Raw genomic sequence first — 17,259 nt, forward strand, 5'->3', positions numbered from 1 at the left:
CACAACCAGTTTTATAAAACATTAAACTGATTGTGCTTTTTATAGAGATGAGTAATTAATTAACTTTGATTGTTGCTATTGTTTGGCCACTTCACAACTAAACATATTTGAATAACGTTTCATTGTTAACTTCCAGCCATTTAATGAAACTTGTTTTTCTTCTCCATTTTTTACAATTTGATAAAACACAGTCTTTATTAATTTTTCATCTTCTGTTTCAGGGTCGTTCCATGTAGGTGATTTATCGTAATCAATAAATGCAGTGAGTTTATAGCATGGCATTATGGAAATAATATCTGGCTCTTTAGAAGCAGGCAATTTTATTGTTAATGCGCCTTTTGTTTCAGATAGATTTATTTTTAAATCACGATACTCATTATGAGATTCAGCAATCAAACTATCGCCTTTTCGGTACCAGTCTGCAACGTAGACATTTGACATTTCAAAGCTCTTGACAATGTCATCAATGCTAGCTGCATATGATGGCATCACAAACGCCATAGTTAATAAAAGTAATTTCTTCATAACCCTATCCTTAAAACAATTCTGGTTGTCGGTTTTTAGTTTCGCGTTTGCGCATCTTAGCAATAACACGGTAAACATGCTGCATCGATTTATCATACTTGCGTGACAGTTCTTCAACGTTATCACCTTTAAACTCATGCCAAATAGACAAGTTTTGAATTTCAGCCTCAAGCTGACGACCACGGGGCAAGTACAGTTGCACGCCACCAAACTCACGGCAAATACGATTAAGCAAGGCGATGGCTATTTTGCTATCAACTTGATGGGTTTCAAGCTCATGGCGGAACATGGCATAAAGTTGGCGCATGGCCTCAGGCCAACGAGCAGATTCTTCATCGTCGGCAATGCGTTCAACATCTTCTAGACTGATATTGTCATAACCAAAAAAGTCGCTGTTATCTGCATGTTCTGTTTTGTCACTGTTCATGGCCACTACCTCACTTAAATGCGCTAACGCTAAATACAAAAACACCCCGCATGGCGAGGTGTTGTTAGTATATGGCATAGGTGATCCCATCGTCATGGGATCGTCATTTAGCTTAGGTACTGAAATGCTCATTATAATAGGCTGCTAATTTATCATAACCCGCTGGACCTGTGAGCTTGTCGTTAGCAGGAACCTTCCCACCTTTGGCAATAATGGCATCAGCCATACAGCGGTAATGCCACTTTTTTAACGCCTCTAACACCATTGCCGCTTGTGCTGGCTTTAGCCATTCAATGCGTTCAACCCCTTGGCCATTGCTGGTTTTTGTCATGCGCTTAACATAGGTGTTAATTGACACATCGGTTTTGCTACGAACAAAGTCCTGGTCAAACATGGTTAACCAAATGGCGCGTATCTTAGCCACTTCTGCTGCTCTGGCCACAGGTTTTTTCTTAGGTTTAAACCCGCGCTTTTTCATCAATGCAACAACATCATTAAGCTGTGAGTCACTTAACCCTTTCGCGCTGCGCTGACCTGTGACTTGCTCTAACAGATTACGATACATATCATCATCCAATTGCAGATCACGCTTACCGATTTGTACTAGCTTTAATGCGTTAGACATAGTTATGCCTCTAATTTTCTTCATTGACAGAATCAATCTGCTCAAATAGATCCCAAGAACCTTCTAAATCACTATAAATATATGTATCAGTTGATTCGTCATGTATAGGTAAGTAATCAAAACAATTAACTGATGTTTGGTTCCATGCAATTTTATGTTCTGGCAATAAGTCTGCTGACTTTAAAATTATAGCTTGCTCATTAAACGAGCTTTGAAAATGCTTTTCCCCATATTGTTCAAAAGCCGAAATTAGCCTAGGCAAATCACTAGACTTAACAGTTACTCGATCCATTGTTGAAGCGAGCACAATAATTTCAGACTGACTCAAGTCATGATAATTAGCAGCATTCCAAACTCGTTTTTGTAAATCGCTATCGAAGTGAGGGAAACAATCAAGCCCAAAGTATTCTCTAGCTATTTGATTCCATACATACATTGCACCACGCCATGCATTCTTAACCTCACCTAGCTCTAAACAATGATTACTACCAATCGAATAAATTTCTGTGTACGACATTCCCACCTCCTATGCAGCATTGCTGCGTTGTTGTCTATGTTCAGCCTGACAGGCTTTACAGCGACACTGTAAGCCGTCAGCCTCACGGCTAGCTGGCGACCAAAACAATGTGTCTTGCGGCCAAAACTCTAAACAGCGAGGGCAACGTTTTAGCAAGCCAATCTCGCCATCAATGATTGCTGTGCCACGTTGAATGCGTCGTTCAATCAGTGCTGGATTAATTAATGGCGTGTATTCACCAAACATAGCTGTCCCTTAATTAGCTGCTCATCAGTGCCTAGCAACCACGCTAGGCAGACAAGTAAGGCACTGCTTGGCCTTACCTGTTTCGCATTACTTACGCTTCACCGCCACTGTTTGCCGCAGTGAGGCAATCGGCTTTAATCAGCGCTAACCCGTCAAGCTTTTTAAACTGGCTGCAAAGCACCGAGGCTTTAGCGAAATAGGGCAAAAGGTATTCAATCCGCTGATGAAGATCTGGGCACTCTTTTTTGGCGCGGCGTTTGCCGTAAATTTTTTCGATATCGGCAATCATTTTAGGTTTGTATTTAGCAATGCTTTTCAACTTCCAAACGTCCCGCAAAATACTGGGCGCATCATCAGGCTGTTTATCCAATCTACTAATCCAAGCGCCTTCAATTACGCCATCGATATATACCGACAAACAGGTTTTTGATTCACTTTGACGCACACGGGCAATAGACACTTCATAACCCTTATAGCGAAAAGCAACATTAACCCAGCCACCGGCAAGTTCCGCTTCTAGGGCTTTCCACATCGGCTTACTAATCAGGGGTTGCTTTGTTAATTTAGTCATTATCGGTTTCACTCTCTGTTAATTCTTTCACTATGATCCGTTTAGTTTTGGTCGTCTTACGACTGCGCCAGTCACTACCCAAATGTTCATTAGCCCAATCATTTGCCTCATTTTGGTTGCAGCGCCGATGCTGCATAATGTAGGCGATAAGTTGATCATGCCGTTTCATATTGACGCCATGTCACTCATGCTTATCCCCAGTTCTTGTGCTATTCGAATATCTTCAATACTGCGGCGAACAATAAGCTTTTGCGGATTGACCACTTTTGATTTATCTGCCTTTTTTGTTTCACTAAAATTCGAACTACATGCATTAATGCTGGTGTTAAAAACCTGTTTAGACGTTGGCGACACCGCTGAATTAGCGGCGTACTGCGTGCGCTTTTGTTGGCATATTTTTGCTTTATTACGTTGGTAATATTCACGGGCTTTTAGTTGTTTTTCAGTGAGTGGTTTATTCATCTTGATCACCTCTAAGTTGCTTGTATTCTTCTTCAACATTTGACATCTCATTACCCAGCACAAAGTTAATGGCCGCTATGTAACCATCTTCAAAACTGCTATCCGGAAACCCTGTTCCATCGTGTTCAATTAGCGCTTCTGCCATTGCTATTTCGCGCTCTAATTCACTGCGGGTTAATGCGGTAGTGAATAGGCGTTTAAACTCATTACACATAGCGTTCAATCCTTCTGGTTTTGTCGTACACAGTGACAATGTTGTGATTAATAATTAAAAAATAAGCGCAGTCGCATTCCAGTATTCGCCTGGGTTGCCAGCCTGACGCTTTGTTAATCCGCCGCAATTGCTGTTTGCTTGGCCGTTTGGCTGTGGCTATGGCTTCAACTAACTGCGGATAATTACGCCCTGTTCGTTGTCGCCACCGCAAAATAGCGTGGCGACTTAGGCGAACCTCTCCATATCGAGTCAGTAGCACCACAATATGGCCTCGTTATAACTTGGCGATATCAAGGGCTATTTGTTTGTAACTGCCATCATCTTGGCGCTCATAAATGCGCAAGTAAGGTGTGGTGCCCATCACCTGAATAGAATCTGCAATGGCGTCCATGGCATCACGCCAATCAGCATCAGTAATGTTTAACTGGCGCAAACTGAGCACTTGGTTAACGTCAATGTGGCCTTGCTTATTTACCCGAAACGCCAGCTCAACTAAGGCTTTAATTTGGTCACTTGACCCAACAGACCAACGCTTAATGCATTCATCAATTTTTGATTTAGCGGCTTGTATCCGTTCATCAAAAACACGGTGTTCACCCATGCTGCGCTGCACCTTGTATTTGCCGTCAAACGACACTAGCGAAACGTTGCCTTTAGTGCCGCCAAACTTAACCCCAAACTCACTGGCGCTAAGGTCAACAAAGTCGGCTACTTGTGCCATGGCGTTGGTTTTATATATCGCCATTTTGCCCTGTAACATTTTTGCGGCTTCAACAATATCCAGCACGATGTCGTCACGCAGTTTGTCGATATCTTTTACTTGGCTTTCTGGTACGGCATGGCCTAAAGCGTTCATGCGGAAGCCTTGTGGAACAGTATTGTTAGTCATGTGTTTTTCTCTCTTAGCTTGCCAATCTTGGCATATGAATGATGTTGTTTACGGTAGGTTGTGGTGCAAGCTGAAAGTCATCCCAGCGCACTAGACAACCGTTAAATTCAGCAATGCATACATGGCTTGTTTGGCCATAATGCACCTCAGTAAGTTGCACCGCTTTGCGTTGCAATTGCGCATCTGGCTTGGCGATATAAATCACTGGCTTAGGTGCAAAGTGGTTTTTATCAATCACTGCTATACCCTTGTTGTTTAATCGGCCAATGGCAGTCAGCATCAGCGCTTGATTTTGTTGTCTGGTATTCATGATGCTTTCCTTGTTTCAGTTACTTCACGGTAGATAAGACCAGGGGCAATAATCACTTCATCTTCACGCATTTGGTCTAAACAAAAGCCACCTTTCACTTTCATTGCTACGCGGTCAAACTGGTAGGTTTTGCCTTCGCGATTAGTGATAAAGCGCTTGGCTTCAACTGGCTTACCGTTAACGACCACAATCACGTTTTCGTCCATCTTGTTTACTGTTTCCATTACTCACCTCACTCGTTGGTTTCTAATTCAGTAAATGCAGTGCGCAGCAGCTGCTCGGTAATTGCGGCACCTTTGGCAAACATGGCCGCAAGTTTTAGGGTTTTACTTAATAAACGCAGGCCACCTGGGCGCTCGCTAATTTGCAGCATTAAGCTCATTTCACTGCTGCCGTTAACATGCCAAGCCTCAGCAATGGCACGAACGTCAGCCTGTTTGGTTTTGTGTATGCCGCGCTTTTTAGCTATGCGACTAAACAAGCGAGCAAAGTCTTCGTTACGACGGCCACCGGTTAACTGGGTGTAAACCTTGTTGTTACCCACTAGCACCATGCCAATGCCGGTTTCTTCTTGCAGAATGCGCAGTTCTTCTAATGTCGGGTAATCAAGGTGGTCGGCTTCATCGATAATAATTAAGCCTTCGCTGCCTTTAAGGCGCTGACGAATAACCCGCGCTAATGGCCCTTTGGTGCGTGGCGCTTGGTCCATGCCTAGTTCCATCGCGATTTCGTACAAGCATTCTGTAAGGCTTGAGCGACTAGGGCTGGCGGTAACTTTCCACACGTTGTTATTGCAGCGCTGGTACTCGTCTAAGGTTTTGCTTTTACCTACCCCTGATGCGCCGTAAATAACCACGATTGATTCGGTAATTTGCGCATAGGCTAAGTCATCCATTATCTGTTTTGCGGTAACGGTCATCACAAAGCCAGGGTCAACACTTGGGGTAGCGTCACGCTGCTCACGCATGCGCAGCCACTTATCCAGTTTTTCGATCATCTTGGCGGGGTTAGCTTTGTATTGGCCGTTTAAAATTTGACTCAGCGTTGACGGTGATACGCTAATTTCTTGCGACACTTGCGATGACGTAACGCGCTTGGCTTCAATTAAGCTACTTACACGCATTACTACATCGGTTGCTGTGGTTTTGGCCTTGGTTAGGCTGGTTACATTGCTCATATATATCCTCTTTTATCGCGTGTTTATTGCGTTGTTAAACGGGGTTTAAAGTCGGTTTTTATTTTTAAGTTCGCGCAGGTAGGCAACGCTTTCACTAAAGTTAGCGGCGCACTCTGCTTGGTGTTCGTTTTGGTAGTCTTCGTCGTGCTGATATGCCACTGCTGTAGCTGTGTTACCTATTGATGCTGGGCGAGTCATGATCACCACTTTGCTCTCGGGTATAACCTCTTCTTTAAGCGGCTTCATCATGGCGGCAAGTTCTTGCTGCGCTATGCTGATTTGTGCCTCTGCAGCAAGCTTATTTGCCTTAGTAAACTGGGTGCGTTTACGCTTGGTTTCACGGGCAGCTTGAGTGTCGCCATAACCTGATTTTTCTAGGCATTCTGCAGTGCAAATATGCACACCATTTAGGGCGTATATTTCAAGCGATTCATGCAGCTTTAATGGGTCAAAACGAGCCACTAATTTTTGACCAACGTAGTTCATCATGGTCTCGTTGAAATAACGGTTTTTACGCCCCTTAATACTGCCGCCTGCATCAAGTGAAATAGTGCCGTGTTTGGTCACACGTACGGCCTCTGCTTGTAGCATCATCATCTGCAGTTGTTCTTTAGTCGCTTTGCGTATTGCTGCGCTTTCGTAGCTGCTACTAAACGCTTGATCAAAGCTCATAAAGCCTTTGCAAATTTCGGTGTTACGGTTGGCCTTGGCGTTATACATTTCAACGCCTTTGGCAATGGCTTTTAAAAAGTCTTCTGCGGCAATAGCTTTGCTGCCGTAGTTGTCTGGTTTTGCCATCGGATTAGGGCCGGTATAAGCACCACTGCATAGCGGGTGTTTGTCGATGTATTCATCTAATCCGCCCACACCAAATGCGCGTTCAATCGGTTTTGCCTGGCCGTGACCTTTACCCAAAATCACACTTGACCAATGCAGCTTAATCCCCAGCATCGGGATGATGCCTAACGGGTCATCCTCTTTAACTTTAAAGCGGTAACGATTAGCTACACCGCCTGTCATCCATTTGTTAGCAGCTGCACGGGTGTTATCTATGGTGAGTTCTTTGGGTATGCCAAACTTCTCGCACACATCCATTAGCGATAGACGAATACTGTCGGTGTTTTCGCTAATGTCACAGCGCCATCCGATGATCTTGCGGCTGTAGATATCCTGCCAAAACCATGTTTTTGGGCGTAATATTTCACCGTTAAACCACTTAACAAATACGTTGTGTTGGTAGCCGTCACCGTTGATCCACTCAAGCGCATGTAAACCTTCAACCGAGCGTTCTTGGGGTGGGTATAGCTGATGCAAGGCATGTTCACCTTCGCGCAACATAATGCGTTGCTGTTTAGTGACTTCATGATCCATGCGACGGCTTAAGCTTTTAAGGCTGGGGTAATACCAGTTGTTTTCCTCTGCGGCATCTTTAAGGCGCTCATAACAAACCGTCATTGGCGGCTGCTCAAGTCTTAAAAAGTCGGCTTTAAAAAACTCCCATGCTTCCGGTGTTATCGGTGCAAACTGGTTAGCCTTTTTGCTTTGGGCAACTTCAAAGTGTTTAGGTAAAAGCGCAGGGGCCCAATCGGCTTCGTCTATACCTTTTACTTTGGCGCAGTGACGACGAATAGAGCTAATAGCAATACCAAACTCATCACTAACAGACTCGTAAGCATCCATTAATTTCACCCCGTTACGCTTTAACGTAAACACGGCTTTAACAGCATTAAGTGCATGTTGAGCTTTGCCTTTGGCAGCACTGCTGGTTTTATTCCAGTTAGCCCAAAGGGCTTCGCGGCAATACGACTGCTGGCTTTTCTTCTTAGGTAAAGCAAGCACCTGATCGCCAACTTGTATTTTGCCTTGACGCTTATACAACGCCGTTTGTGTTGCTATGGGTAATAGGCTGATATGGTATTCAAACGCCTTAGTACCTTGGCGCTTTCTTCTTTCTATTCCACTAGATGCCGACAAATTCTCAACTAGCTTTCGAATACCGCGCTCAGTAGTTGGTAATCCAGGCATACCTGTAAGATCACTGATAACAAACCATTCCATGCTGTTACCCCGCTTGCTGTAGTTCTGCATAGCGGCTTGGCCAAACTTCAGAAGGAGTTAAGCCAAGAGCTTTAGCGATAATTCGTTCACCTTTAGGCCATGGTCTATCTAAAGCATTTGCCAAAGTCGTAGAAGCAAGCCCGTTATCACGACTTAATTTACTCATGGAAATGCCCTTCTTTTTCAATGCAGCAATAATGTCTGCTCTATGTAAATCTGTGCGTTCCATTCCCATTCCTCGCTTTTTCTGTATGATTAGCTGTTAGTTAGACAACTAAATTGACTAACTTAGTTAACTTAGGAACAGTATTGATCAACAAAAGGAACAGGTCAATAGTTTTCTGTTCCTTTTGTTGTTCAGCGGAAACTGGGTTTTAAATTAATAATCGGACTAAGTAACAATGACTTATAGTGAAAAGGAACAGAAAAGCCAGAAAAGGAACAGCGTTCCTTTAGCGGAGCAAGCAAACGGATCTACTTTTTCTCAAAGGCTAAGCATGGTTTTAGGTAATAAAAGCGGAAGGGCTTTTTCAAAGGAGATAGGAATCTCATATAGCACCTTGCACAATTACCTTTCAGGAGTAAGCTCACCGACACTAGAAAACTTGGTTGCGTTAGCTGCTAAAACGAATGTATCAATTGAATGGTTAGCTACTGGCAACAATGATGAAGTTAAAGAGCCAAAGGCCTTATACAGCATCAGTTTTGATAACGAGGAGTTCGCTTTAATACCCGGGTATCGTATTCAGGTATCGGCAGGCCATGGCGCGTTAAACCCTGACCAGCTTGAACCAACCAGGCATTTAGCGTTTAGGCGCAAGTGGTTAAAATATAGAGGTTTCTGTGAAAAGGACTTAGCCATCGTATGGGCTAAAGGTGACAGCATGGAACCGACGATCCACAACAACGACACGCTAGTGGTTCACACCGGACGCAATAAACCTGCAGATGGTCACATCTACATTTTCAGAAACGGTGACGAGCTTTTTGTGAAGCGCTACCAAAGCATGTTAGGTACCTGGCGCTTGATAAGTGACAACAGTTTTTACAGCGCACTAGATGTTCCAAAACAGGAACAACATCAATTTGAAGTAGTAGGCCAGGTGGTACACATAGCCAAAGACATCGGCGATTAGTTTAAATGTTTAAACGGTTTTTAAATTATCTTTCAACGTGGTTTGCTGTTGCTCATTCTACTAGACTATAAACGCACTTTTAAAAAGGATTGCTCAAACCTGCTCAATTTTACAAATCCCACAAACAAACACGGGGCCGACGATATTCAAATCATCAGCCCCGCGCCATACCTAGGTTTCATCAACAATACGATCCCATCTGATCCTCAAAGATCCAACCTAATCCCTATCCTTTGGTATTGTTCATTATCCTAGTCCCTATACAACCAAGAACGACTCGCGACACCAACTCATCATAATACTGGCAGCGACTGCGCTAGCGTATCACTCAATCAGCCTCAGCCAGCGGCGGCTAAAGTTGCTAAGCCTAGATTGCAGTCACTCGATGCTCTTCGCGGCTTCGATATGTTCTGGATCTTAGGCGGCGAGGCCATCTTTGCCGCGCTATTTGTTGTCACCTCCTGGCGCGGATTTCAATGGCTAGATAGCCAGATGCACCATAGTGAATGGCATGGATTGACGTTTTACGACTTAATTTTCCCGCTGTTTATTTTCTTATCAGGCGTGGCCTTGGGCTTATCGGCTAAGCGCCTCGATGGACTGCCATTCGCTCAGCGCTTGCCCAACTATCGTCACGCGTTCACTCGATTATTGTTGCTCGTGCTATTTGGGATCTTATACAACCATGGCTGGGGCACGGGGGTCGAACTGGATCCCGAGCAAGTGCGTTATGCCAGCGTCTTAGCCCGCATAGGCTTTGCTTGGTTTTTTGCCGCGTTGATCGTGTGGCATACCTCAGTGAATAGCCAATATTGGATAGCCGCTGCTATTTTAGTGGCCTATAGCCTATTACAACTGAGCCTTGGCCAGAGCGGGCAGCCATTCAGTCCCCATGGTTCAATCAATGCCTGGGTTGATAGCCATTGGTTGCCTGGGATCACCTATCAGAATAAAGCCTATGATCCCGAAGGGTTGTTATCGACCTTACCGGCGATAGTTAATGCGCTGGTGGGCGTGTTTGTTGGTCGCTTCATTAAACAGCAGTTAAGCGCAATCCGGGTGATAGCAGGCTTGTTGTCTCTGGCATCTGTCGCTATTCTTGCCGGCTTATTGTTATCGCCTTGGTTGCCTATCAATAAAGACTTATGGACAGCAAGCTTTGTCTTAGTGACCAGTGGTTACAGTATCTTATTATTTGCCTTGTTTTATTTCATGGTGGATGTGCTCAAATGGCACCGATTTTCACTATTTTTTGCGGTTATTGGCACCAATGCGATTGTCATTTATCTAGCCTCGAGCCTAGTGAATTGGCGTTACCTTGCTGACAGTGTGTTTGGTGGGCTGGTGGCCGCTGTACCATTGACTTGGCAGCCATTGCTGGCGGTGATGACATTACTGTTAGTGCAATGGTTGGTGTTGTATTGGTTATATAAACGTCAGATATTTTTTAAAGTGTGATGATATAGATGTTAGCACTGGCCACGAGGATGACAGCGCTGTCTTTTTGTGGTTTGATAGATTAACAAGCCTGAAACAAAAACGATTTACCTCCAAGGTAAATGGCACGTAGCCATTAGGCGGGATGCCTATCGCTTAATAATGATAACAAGGATATGAGGCAGGATATGAGTATGAGTGCGGTAAGTGAAGCTAAGGGTCGACCACAAAGTAGTGTGTTACCCATGACCATCATCGGCATATTATTTTTTATTTTTGGTTTTGTCACTTGGTTGAATGGGTCGTTAATTCCCTTTCTTAAAATCATATGTGAACTGAACGAGTTCCAAGCGTTATTTGTGACATTTGCCTTCTACATTGCTTATACCGTCATGGCATTGCCGATGTCGCATATTCTTAAGAAAACGGGGTATAAAAATGGCATGGCCATTGGCCTAGGTATTATGGCGGTAGGTTCCTTGTTATTTATCCCTGCAGCGCAAACCGCCAATTATATGTTGTTCTTGGTGGCCTTGTTTGTTTTAGGTACTGGCTTAACTATTCTTCAGACCGCATCGAACCCTTATGTGGTGCATATTGGCCCGCGAGAAAGTGCGGCGATGCGTATCAGTATCATGGGGTTGATCAACAAAGGTGCTGGCGTATTAGTGCCAATCTTATTTACCGCCTTGGTACTGGCTGGGTTAGATAACTTCAGTGCCGATCATCTCGCGGCATTAAATCCTAGCGAGCGCGCGGCGCAAATTTCTGAGCTCTCCTCACGTTTAGTGGTGCCCTATCTCTATATGGCGGTTGCATTAGTCTTTTTGATTGCTTTGGTGAAGTTTTCCTCTTTGCCAGAACTGCAGTTTGATGAAGATGAGACTGAGCATATGGATGCCAAGGGGATTATCCATTTCCCACAAGTGGTTCTCGGCGCGATTGCCTTATTCTGCTATGTAGGGATTGAAGTAATTGCTGGTGATACCATTGGTTTATATGGCGAATCCATCGGTGTGGCTCATTTTGCATCATTAACCTCATACACAATGGTGTTTATGGTGGTGGGTTACTTGATTGGCGTAACCTGTATTCCACGGTTTTTTAGCCAAGAAACTGCCTTAATTGGCTCGGCCATTGCGGGTGTCGTCTGTGTGCTTGGTGCCACATTGTCCTCAACGGAATCGACCCTGATGGCTGATATCATCTGGGGCTGGTCTGGCATTCCGGTTATCCCTGACTCAGTGACATTCGTCGCCTTGATGGGGCTAGCTCATGCCTTGGTCTGGCCGGCGGTCTGGCCGTTGGCCTTGCAAGGCTTGGGTAAATTTACCGCTCAAGGCTCAGCTTTACTGATCATGGGCATTTCGGGTGGCGCTATCTTGCCACTGGTCTTTGGTAAAATCGCCCATTTTGCTGATATCCAATTGGCTTACTGGATAGGCTTACCTTGTTATCTGTTTATTTTCTTTTATGCGATTAAAGGGCATAAGATGCGCCGCTGGCAATAGCCGGCAGCCTCTGGATAAAGTCACCTGCGGGTGGCTTTTTTTATGGGGTGCTTCTGGGGCGGCAGTGCAGTGACACGCTGCCGAATCGTTAGATACAAAAAAACCACCTAAAAGGTGGTTGTTTTGTTTATATGGTGCCGGCACCAAGAGTCGAACTCGGGACCTACTGATTACAAGTCAGTTGCTCTACCAACTGAGCTATGCCGGCTAAATTTGGTGCCCGAACCCGGAATCGAACCAGGGACACGAGGATTTTCAATCCTCTGCTCTACCGACTGAGCTATTCGGGCAACTAACGTCAGAGTTAGTCTGCTATCAAACCGCTGTCGCTGCTTGATGGCGCTATAATAGAGGCCTGCTTCGGTACTGGCAAGTCGTTTTTTTAAAGTAACGAGTTGTTTGCTCAGCTTTTAGCCTGTTGGTTGCATTTATCATCACAATGATTGAAAACTGACTATGTCTTCATTTGGTGATGGCGTATTTGCCAAATAGTGTGCACGCCTAACGTCAGTAAAATGATCGCCCCGCCGGTCAGATCATTGTTTGATGGCACATCGCCGATGAATAAATAGACATATAAAGGGCCGAGTAGGACTTCGGCTAACAAAATAAAGCTGGTTTGCGCCGCTGGAATATACGCGGGCGATTTTGAAATGCACAGGTAAGCGCTAGGCACGACCACGCCGCCTAAGATCACTAAATAAATAAACTGACTTTGGCTAACGCTCAAGGGGCTGGCGCCTTTATATAATGAGAATAGCGCGATGAGAATACCTGAGTTAATTAAGAAATTGGCAGCATGCTGGCCCTTGGTTTTACGCATGATAACTAAGTAGATGGCGGTAGACATGGCGGTAAATAGGGCGTAGAGATTACCGACCCATTGGCCTTGGCCTGGCGCAAAGGCAAAGATAAGCCATATCCCGGAGACGGCAATGGCGATTGCCAGTTGGGTTGGACGTTCAATTTTTTCCTTGAGCAACAACAAGGCAAGCAATGCCGTAAATAATGGCGCGGTATTGACTATCACCAAGGTACTGGCGACTTGCGTGTGATCGAGCGACTCCACAAAACAGATAGTCGACGCGGCAAATAATATCCCTGCTAGTAGCACCAATTTAGTCGGTGGAGTAAAATCACTCACTAATTCATCACGATTACACAGTAATTGGATGAATAACAGCGAGGTTGCTTGCAATGCTCCCCGCCAAAAGAGCAAGTCCCAAGGCGAACCACCGATAAGGCGAACTAACAGGCTATCAAAGCTTAGGATCATGATGCCTGCAAAGGCCAACCAAAGACCTCGTTGTTGATCTGTCATAAGGCTTCTCGTTTTATCTGACTGGCAGAAGTATAGAACACCTGCTTAGCAAATATTTTTTCATGGAGATTCTTTCATATGGACGCAAGCTTGGGTAAGCTGTAATACATTCTTATGCACCGCCTCATCCACGAGCTGCGGCAGCAATTCCACCCTATTTTGAGCCAAATGAGCACTGTCTTGTTTGGACTACTGTTGTTTAATGGAGACACAGGACTGTTATGAATAAGGTTCCAATGACCGTCGTTGGCGCAGAAACTTTGCGCAAAGAGCTGGACTTTTTAAAGTTTGATAGACGCCCTAAGATTACCGAAGCCATTGCTACGGCGCGTGAACTTGGTGATTTAAAGGAGAATGCTGAGTATCACGCTGCGCGTGAAGAGCAGGGCATTTGTGAAGCGCGAATTCGGGATATTGAAGGCAAACTGTCGAATGCACAGATCATTGATGTCACTAAAATGGACAACACAGGTAAGGTCATTTTTGGTACCACAGTGACCATTTTGAACTTAAATACCGATGATGAAGTGACCTACCGCATCGTCGGTGACGATGAAGCCAACTTTAAACTGAACCTCATTTCCGTCAATTCACCGATCGCTCGTGGGTTAATTGGCAAGAACATCGATGACGAAGTGACCATTGTCACTCCCGGTGGCGTGACAGATTTTGAAATTGTTGCCGTCGAATATATTTAATGGATACAAAAAAGCCGCTAATCGTTAGCGGCTTTTTTGTTGAAACTTACTTGGCTCGTGGCAAAGCAATCTTCATTTCTTCTGACTGACGGAACAACACCAGTATATGGCCAATTACTTGGACTTTTTCAGACTGAGTTTCACGGACAATAGCATCTACAATGGCGGCTTTCATGTCGCGGTCACTGGTGGCTACCTTCACTTTAATCAGTTCATGATGACCGAGTGCATTATCGATTTCAGCCAGTACACCTTCGGTTAACCCGTTGGATCCCAGCAACACCACAGGCTTTAAGTTGTGCGCCAATGCTTTGAGGTGTTGTTTCTGTTTGGTTGTTAAGTTCATTTCTACCAACTTTATGCTGAGTTACTGTTGAAAAACCGCTATTCTACCCTTATATAGGCTCAGTGTAATACTCATTTTCACGGAAATTCGATGTCAGGTAAAAAACGTTCAGCCAGCTCAAACCGCTGGATGCTCGAGCATTTTGATGATCATTATGTCAAATTAGCTCAAAAACAAGGTTTGCGATCGCGAGCAGCATTCAAGTTAGAAGAGTTGCAACAAAAGGATAAGTTAATTAAACCCGGCATGACAGTCGTCGATTTGGGGGCTGCGCCTGGGGGCTGGTCACAAGTGGCGGTGAAGTTGCTTGGGGGTAAGGGTAAGGTCATTGCATGTGACATTTTACCGATGGATCCGATTGTGGGTGTTGATTTCTTACAAGGCGATTTCCGTGAAGATAAAGTATTGGAGGCTCTATTAACGCGAGTCGGCGATGCCAAAGTCGATATCGTGTTGTCAGATATGGCGCCCAATATGAGTGGTACCGGGGGGGTTGATCAGCCCCGAGCTATGTATTTGGTGGAACTGGCGCTTGATATGTGTCACCAAGTTTTAGCACCCAATGGTAGTTTTGCCGTTAAGGTCTTTCAGGGGGAGGGCTTTGACGAATACATGAAAGCGGTGAAGGATGCCTTCCAGGTAGTCAAAACCCGTAAACCAGACTCATCACGCCCACGTTCGCGTGAAGTCTATCTTGTGGCGACAGGTTACAAGTTGTAGTAATCTAGCGTTAATCATCGCAAGACTTTAAGAGGTCGAGTAATTTGAGTGACATGGCAAAAAATCTAATACTCTGGGTGGTCATCGCCGTCGTACTGATGTCGGTGTTCCAGGGATACTCCCCCTCTTCTTCCTCCGCGCAGAAGATGGATTATTCAACTTTTTTGGATGCTAACCAAAAAAGTAATATCGCGTCGGTAGTTATTGCTAGCGACCAACGGACTATTGATGGAGTTAAGCGCAGCGGTGAAAAATTCACCACTATCATGCCGATTTACGATCAAGATCTGATAAATGACTTGATGAGTAAAGGTGTCATAGTGTCGGGTAAAGAAGCCGAACAAACGGGTTTTCTAACCCAAATCTTTATTTCTTGGTTCCCCATGCTGTTGTTGATTGGTGTGTGGATCTTCTTTATGCGTCAAATGCAAGGTGGCGGTGGTAAAGGTGCGATGTCGTTTGGTAAAAGCAAAGCCAAACTGATGGGCGAAGACCAAATCAAAACCACCTTCGTTGATGTGGCCGGTTGTGATGAAGCCAAAGAAGAAGTGAAGGAGTTAGTGGATTACTTACGTGACCCGACTAAATTCCAACGTCTTGGCGGCCGTATTCCAACGGGTGTGTTAATGGTTGGCCCACCGGGTACCGGTAAAACCTTACTAGCCAAAGCCATTGCCGGTGAAGCTAAGGTGCCTTTCTTTACCATTTCGGGCTCTGACTTTGTTGAAATGTTTGTCGGTGTCGGTGCATCTCGTGTGCGTGACATGTTCGAGCAAGCGAAGAAATCAGCCCCTTGTATTATCTTTATCGATGAAATCGATGCGGTCGGTCGTCAACGTGGGGCCGGTTTAGGCGGTGGACATGACGAGCGTGAGCAAACATTAAACCAAATGTTGGTTGAAATGGATGGTTTTGAAGGTAACGAAGGCATTATTGTGATTGCTGCGACTAACCGTCCTGACGTATTGGATGCGGCATTATTGCGTCCAGGCCGTTTTGACCGCCAAGTGGTGGTGGGGTTACCGGATGTTCGCGGCCGTGAGCAGATCTTGAAAGTTCACATGCGTAAAGTCCCCATTGGTGATGATGTCAAAGCCAGCGTGATTGCACGTGGTACGCCAGGGTTCTCGGGTGCTGATTTGGCTAACTTAGTCAACGAAGCCGCTTTGTTTGCTGCCCGTGGTAATCGCCGCGTCGTAGGCATGGAAGAGTTTGAGCGCGCCAAAGACAAGATCATGATGGGTGCTGAACGTCGCTCGATGGTGATGTCTGAAGCCGATAAAGAAATGACGGCTTATCATGAAGCTGGGCATGCCATTGTCGGTTATTTGATGCCGGAACATGATCCCGTCCATAAAGTCACTATCATCCCTCGTGGTCGTGCTTTAGGGGTGACCTTCTTCTTACCTGAGGCCGATGCTGTCAGCCAGAGTCGTCGTAAGCTCGAATGCCAAGTGTCGGTGGCGTATGGTGGCCGTTTAGCCGAAGAAATGATTTATGGCCGTGATCAAGTGTCAACGGGCGCCTCACAAGATATTAAGTATGCGACGTCGATTGCTCGTAACATGGTGACTCAGTGGGGCTTCTCAGACAAGCTTGGACCGTTATTGTATGCCGAAGAAGATGGTGAAGTCTTTTTAGGGCGTTCAATGGCAAAATCTAAGCATATGTCTGATGAAACTGCCACGATCATTGATGCTGAAATTAAAGCCATTATTGATAGAAACTATCAGCGTACTCAGCAGATTTTGACAGATAATTTAGATATCTTACATGCCATGAAAGATGCCTTAATGAAGTATGAAACTATTGATTCTCCGCAGATTGACGATTTGATGGCTCGCCGTGAAGTTCGCCCGCCAGCGGATTGGCAAGACGATAATCAATCGCGAGATGATAATAACACTCCTAATGCTCGCCCCGCTGAGCAAACTGAGAGTGACCATACTGAACCTAAGGTGACCTCTGAGCCTAAGCCAGAAACACCGCTCAAGGACAGTGGCGAAGCCGATATTAAATAATCGGTTGATATAAAAAAGAAAACCCCGAAAGGGGTTTTCTTGTTTACG

General features: G+C 45.1%; 23 protein-coding genes, 2 tRNA genes and 1 other RNA gene. 6 read left to right on the forward strand and 20 right to left on the reverse strand.

The features are described from left to right. Positions 1-75 precede the first annotated feature (75 nt). The 16 genes from KU855_RS07280 to KU855_RS07355 form a co-directional block, all read right to left on the reverse strand. The gene (locus tag KU855_RS07280) at positions 76-525 is read right to left on the reverse strand and encodes a hypothetical protein (RefSeq protein WP_218529648.1); all 450 of its coding nucleotides are present in this window, start codon (positions 523-525) and stop codon (positions 76-78) included. Positions 526-535: 10 nt separating this feature from the next. Then, positions 536-1,030 (reverse strand): Mor transcription activator family protein, encoded by a 495-nt coding sequence (locus KU855_RS07285; protein ID WP_256260917.1) that lies wholly within the window; start codon positions 1,028-1,030, stop codon positions 536-538. Between the two features lie 34 nt (positions 1,031-1,064). Then, entirely contained in the window at positions 1,065-1,577 is a 513-nt protein-coding gene (locus tag KU855_RS07290) for a gp16 family protein (RefSeq protein WP_218529649.1), read from the reverse strand. A 10-nt stretch (positions 1,578-1,587) separates the two neighbouring features. Next, positions 1,588-2,094: a hypothetical protein gene (locus KU855_RS07295; RefSeq protein WP_218529650.1), complete on the reverse strand. Its 507-nt coding sequence runs from the start codon at positions 2,092-2,094 to the stop codon at positions 1,588-1,590. Positions 2,095-2,103: 9 nt separating this feature from the next. Beyond that, positions 2,104-2,340, reverse strand: coding sequence for a hypothetical protein (locus tag KU855_RS07300; RefSeq protein ID WP_218529651.1), 237 nt, complete (start codon positions 2,338-2,340; stop codon positions 2,104-2,106). A gap of 11 nt (positions 2,341-2,351) precedes the next feature. Continuing rightward, positions 2,352-2,428: hammerhead ribozyme type II (locus tag KU855_RS07305), an RNA gene on the reverse strand. A gap of 3 nt (positions 2,429-2,431) precedes the next feature. Then, positions 2,432-2,911 carry a hypothetical protein gene (locus KU855_RS07310; RefSeq protein ID WP_218529652.1) on the reverse strand — a complete coding sequence of 160 codons (480 nt, stop codon included), beginning with the start codon at positions 2,909-2,911 and terminating at the stop codon, positions 2,432-2,434. Continuing rightward, positions 2,904-3,080 carry a hypothetical protein gene (locus KU855_RS07315; protein ID WP_218529653.1) on the reverse strand — a complete coding sequence of 59 codons (177 nt, stop codon included), beginning with the start codon at positions 3,078-3,080 and terminating at the stop codon, positions 2,904-2,906. Before KU855_RS07315 ends, KU855_RS07310 begins: the two co-directional genes overlap by 8 nt. Continuing rightward, positions 3,077-3,373: a hypothetical protein gene (locus KU855_RS07320; protein ID WP_218529654.1), complete on the reverse strand. Its 297-nt coding sequence runs from the start codon at positions 3,371-3,373 to the stop codon at positions 3,077-3,079. Before KU855_RS07320 ends, KU855_RS07315 begins: the two co-directional genes overlap by 4 nt. After that, positions 3,366-3,587 carry a hypothetical protein gene (locus tag KU855_RS07325; RefSeq protein WP_218529655.1) on the reverse strand — a complete coding sequence of 74 codons (222 nt, stop codon included), beginning with the start codon at positions 3,585-3,587 and terminating at the stop codon, positions 3,366-3,368. The genes KU855_RS07320 and KU855_RS07325 overlap by 8 nt, the downstream gene beginning before the upstream one ends. A 274-nt stretch (positions 3,588-3,861) precedes the next feature. After that, a complete protein-coding gene (locus KU855_RS07330; RefSeq protein ID WP_218529656.1) occupies positions 3,862-4,476 on the reverse strand; it encodes a DUF3164 family protein in 615 nt (204 codons plus the stop codon). Positions 4,477-4,489: 13 nt separating this feature from the next. Next, positions 4,490-4,786 (reverse strand): hypothetical protein, encoded by a 297-nt coding sequence (locus KU855_RS07335; RefSeq protein WP_218529657.1) that lies wholly within the window; start codon positions 4,784-4,786, stop codon positions 4,490-4,492. Beyond that, on the reverse strand, positions 4,783-5,010 hold the full coding sequence (locus KU855_RS07340; RefSeq protein WP_218529658.1) for a hypothetical protein: 228 nt from the start codon (positions 5,008-5,010) through the stop codon (positions 4,783-4,785). The genes KU855_RS07335 and KU855_RS07340 overlap by 4 nt, the downstream gene beginning before the upstream one ends. Positions 5,011-5,018: 8 nt before the next feature. Beyond that, complete coding sequence (locus tag KU855_RS07345; protein WP_218529659.1) at positions 5,019-5,963, reverse strand: AAA family ATPase; 945 nt, start codon at positions 5,961-5,963, stop codon at positions 5,019-5,021. A 45-nt stretch (positions 5,964-6,008) separates the two neighbouring features. Continuing rightward, positions 6,009-8,021, reverse strand: a complete 2,013-nt coding sequence (locus tag KU855_RS07350) for a transposase domain-containing protein (protein ID WP_256260918.1) — start codon at positions 8,019-8,021, stop codon at positions 6,009-6,011. A 4-nt stretch (positions 8,022-8,025) separates the two neighbouring features. Further along, positions 8,026-8,250 carry a helix-turn-helix transcriptional regulator gene (locus tag KU855_RS07355; protein ID WP_218529660.1) on the reverse strand — a complete coding sequence of 75 codons (225 nt, stop codon included), beginning with the start codon at positions 8,248-8,250 and terminating at the stop codon, positions 8,026-8,028. A gap of 172 nt (positions 8,251-8,422) precedes the next feature. Here KU855_RS07355 and KU855_RS07360 point away from each other — a divergent pair, with 172 nt between their 5' ends. The 3 genes from KU855_RS07360 (at position 8,423) to KU855_RS07370 (ending at position 12,105) form a co-directional block, all read left to right on the forward strand. Further along, positions 8,423-9,157, forward strand: a complete 735-nt coding sequence (locus KU855_RS07360) for an XRE family transcriptional regulator (protein WP_218529661.1) — start codon at positions 8,423-8,425, stop codon at positions 9,155-9,157. Positions 9,158-9,529: 372 nt separating this feature from the next. Then, the gene (nagX, locus tag KU855_RS07365; protein WP_256260919.1) at positions 9,530-10,615 is read left to right on the forward strand and encodes a transmembrane glucosamine N-acetyltransferase NagX; all 1,086 of its coding nucleotides are present in this window, start codon (positions 9,530-9,532) and stop codon (positions 10,613-10,615) included. A gap of 173 nt (positions 10,616-10,788) precedes the next feature. Further along, positions 10,789-12,105: a sugar MFS transporter gene (locus KU855_RS07370; RefSeq protein WP_218529663.1), complete on the forward strand. Its 1,317-nt coding sequence runs from the start codon at positions 10,789-10,791 to the stop codon at positions 12,103-12,105. Positions 12,106-12,237: 132 nt separating this feature from the next. On the opposite strand, the gene KU855_RS07375 is transcribed toward KU855_RS07370, so the two are convergent. From KU855_RS07375 to KU855_RS07385, 3 genes are all read right to left on the reverse strand, one after another. Beyond that, positions 12,238-12,313 (reverse strand) — tRNA-Thr (locus KU855_RS07375). A 6-nt stretch (positions 12,314-12,319) separates the two neighbouring features. Next, positions 12,320-12,395, reverse strand: a tRNA-Phe gene (locus tag KU855_RS07380). Positions 12,396-12,559: 164 nt separating this feature from the next. Further along, positions 12,560-13,426 (reverse strand): DMT family transporter, encoded by an 867-nt coding sequence (locus KU855_RS07385; protein WP_218529664.1) that lies wholly within the window; start codon positions 13,424-13,426, stop codon positions 12,560-12,562. 221 nt (positions 13,427-13,647) lie between these two features. Here KU855_RS07385 and greA point away from each other — a divergent pair, with 221 nt between their 5' ends. Continuing rightward, positions 13,648-14,124 (forward strand): transcription elongation factor GreA, encoded by a 477-nt coding sequence (greA, locus tag KU855_RS07390; protein WP_218529665.1) that lies wholly within the window; start codon positions 13,648-13,650, stop codon positions 14,122-14,124. A gap of 46 nt (positions 14,125-14,170) precedes the next feature. Here greA and yhbY read toward each other — a convergent pair whose 3' ends face one another. Then, positions 14,171-14,470, reverse strand: coding sequence for a ribosome assembly RNA-binding protein YhbY (yhbY, locus tag KU855_RS07395; protein ID WP_218529666.1), 300 nt, complete (start codon positions 14,468-14,470; stop codon positions 14,171-14,173). Between the two features lie 90 nt (positions 14,471-14,560). Here yhbY and rlmE point away from each other — a divergent pair, with 90 nt between their 5' ends. Together rlmE and ftsH are read left to right on the forward strand one after the other, a co-directional pair. Next, positions 14,561-15,190: a 23S rRNA (uridine(2552)-2'-O)-methyltransferase RlmE gene (gene rlmE, locus KU855_RS07400; RefSeq protein WP_218529667.1), complete on the forward strand. Its 630-nt coding sequence runs from the start codon at positions 14,561-14,563 to the stop codon at positions 15,188-15,190. A 44-nt stretch (positions 15,191-15,234) separates the two neighbouring features. Beyond that, positions 15,235-17,211 (forward strand): ATP-dependent zinc metalloprotease FtsH, encoded by a 1,977-nt coding sequence (gene ftsH, locus KU855_RS07405; RefSeq protein ID WP_218529668.1) that lies wholly within the window; start codon positions 15,235-15,237, stop codon positions 17,209-17,211. Positions 17,212-17,259: the final 48 nt, after the last annotated feature.

Origin of the sequence: Shewanella sp. NIFS-20-20 (assembly GCF_019209865.1) — a bacterium.
Classification (GTDB): Bacteria; Pseudomonadota; Gammaproteobacteria; order Enterobacterales; family Shewanellaceae; genus Shewanella.

Bases quoted from the DNA above. Each gene is read 5' to 3' on its own strand.
- KU855_RS07280 (WP_218529648.1), bottom strand. From the start codon at position 525: ATGAAGAAATTACTTTTATTAACTATGGCGTTTGTGATGCCATCATAT.
- KU855_RS07285 (WP_256260917.1), bottom strand. From the start codon at position 1,030: ATGCCATATACTAACAACACCTCGCCATGCGGGGTGTTTTTGTATTTA.
- KU855_RS07290 (WP_218529649.1), bottom strand. From the start codon at position 1,577: ATGTCTAACGCATTAAAGCTAGTACAAATCGGTAAGCGTGATCTGCAA.
- KU855_RS07295 (WP_218529650.1), bottom strand. From the start codon at position 2,094: ATGTCGTACACAGAAATTTATTCGATTGGTAGTAATCATTGTTTAGAG.
- KU855_RS07300 (WP_218529651.1), bottom strand. From the start codon at position 2,340: ATGTTTGGTGAATACACGCCATTAATTAATCCAGCACTGATTGAACGA.
- KU855_RS07310 (WP_218529652.1), bottom strand. From the start codon at position 2,911: ATGACTAAATTAACAAAGCAACCCCTGATTAGTAAGCCGATGTGGAAA.
- KU855_RS07315 (WP_218529653.1), bottom strand. From the start codon at position 3,080: ATGAAACGGCATGATCAACTTATCGCCTACATTATGCAGCATCGGCGC.
- KU855_RS07320 (WP_218529654.1), bottom strand. From the start codon at position 3,373: ATGAATAAACCACTCACTGAAAAACAACTAAAAGCCCGTGAATATTAC.
- KU855_RS07325 (WP_218529655.1), bottom strand. From the start codon at position 3,587: ATGTGTAATGAGTTTAAACGCCTATTCACTACCGCATTAACCCGCAGT.
- KU855_RS07330 (WP_218529656.1), bottom strand. From the start codon at position 4,476: ATGACTAACAATACTGTTCCACAAGGCTTCCGCATGAACGCTTTAGGC.
- KU855_RS07335 (WP_218529657.1), bottom strand. From the start codon at position 4,786: ATGAATACCAGACAACAAAATCAAGCGCTGATGCTGACTGCCATTGGC.
- KU855_RS07340 (WP_218529658.1), bottom strand. From the start codon at position 5,010: ATGGAAACAGTAAACAAGATGGACGAAAACGTGATTGTGGTCGTTAAC.
- KU855_RS07345 (WP_218529659.1), bottom strand. From the start codon at position 5,963: ATGAGCAATGTAACCAGCCTAACCAAGGCCAAAACCACAGCAACCGAT.
- KU855_RS07350 (WP_256260918.1), bottom strand. From the start codon at position 8,021: ATGGAATGGTTTGTTATCAGTGATCTTACAGGTATGCCTGGATTACCA.
- KU855_RS07355 (WP_218529660.1), bottom strand. From the start codon at position 8,250: ATGGAACGCACAGATTTACATAGAGCAGACATTATTGCTGCATTGAAA.
- KU855_RS07360 (WP_218529661.1), top strand. From the start codon at position 8,423: ATGACTTATAGTGAAAAGGAACAGAAAAGCCAGAAAAGGAACAGCGTT.
- KU855_RS07370 (WP_218529663.1), top strand. From the start codon at position 10,789: ATGAGTGCGGTAAGTGAAGCTAAGGGTCGACCACAAAGTAGTGTGTTA.
- KU855_RS07385 (WP_218529664.1), bottom strand. From the start codon at position 13,426: ATGACAGATCAACAACGAGGTCTTTGGTTGGCCTTTGCAGGCATCATG.
- greA (WP_218529665.1), top strand. From the start codon at position 13,648: ATGAATAAGGTTCCAATGACCGTCGTTGGCGCAGAAACTTTGCGCAAA.
- yhbY (WP_218529666.1), bottom strand. From the start codon at position 14,470: ATGAACTTAACAACCAAACAGAAACAACACCTCAAAGCATTGGCGCAC.
- rlmE (WP_218529667.1), top strand. From the start codon at position 14,561: ATGTCAGGTAAAAAACGTTCAGCCAGCTCAAACCGCTGGATGCTCGAG.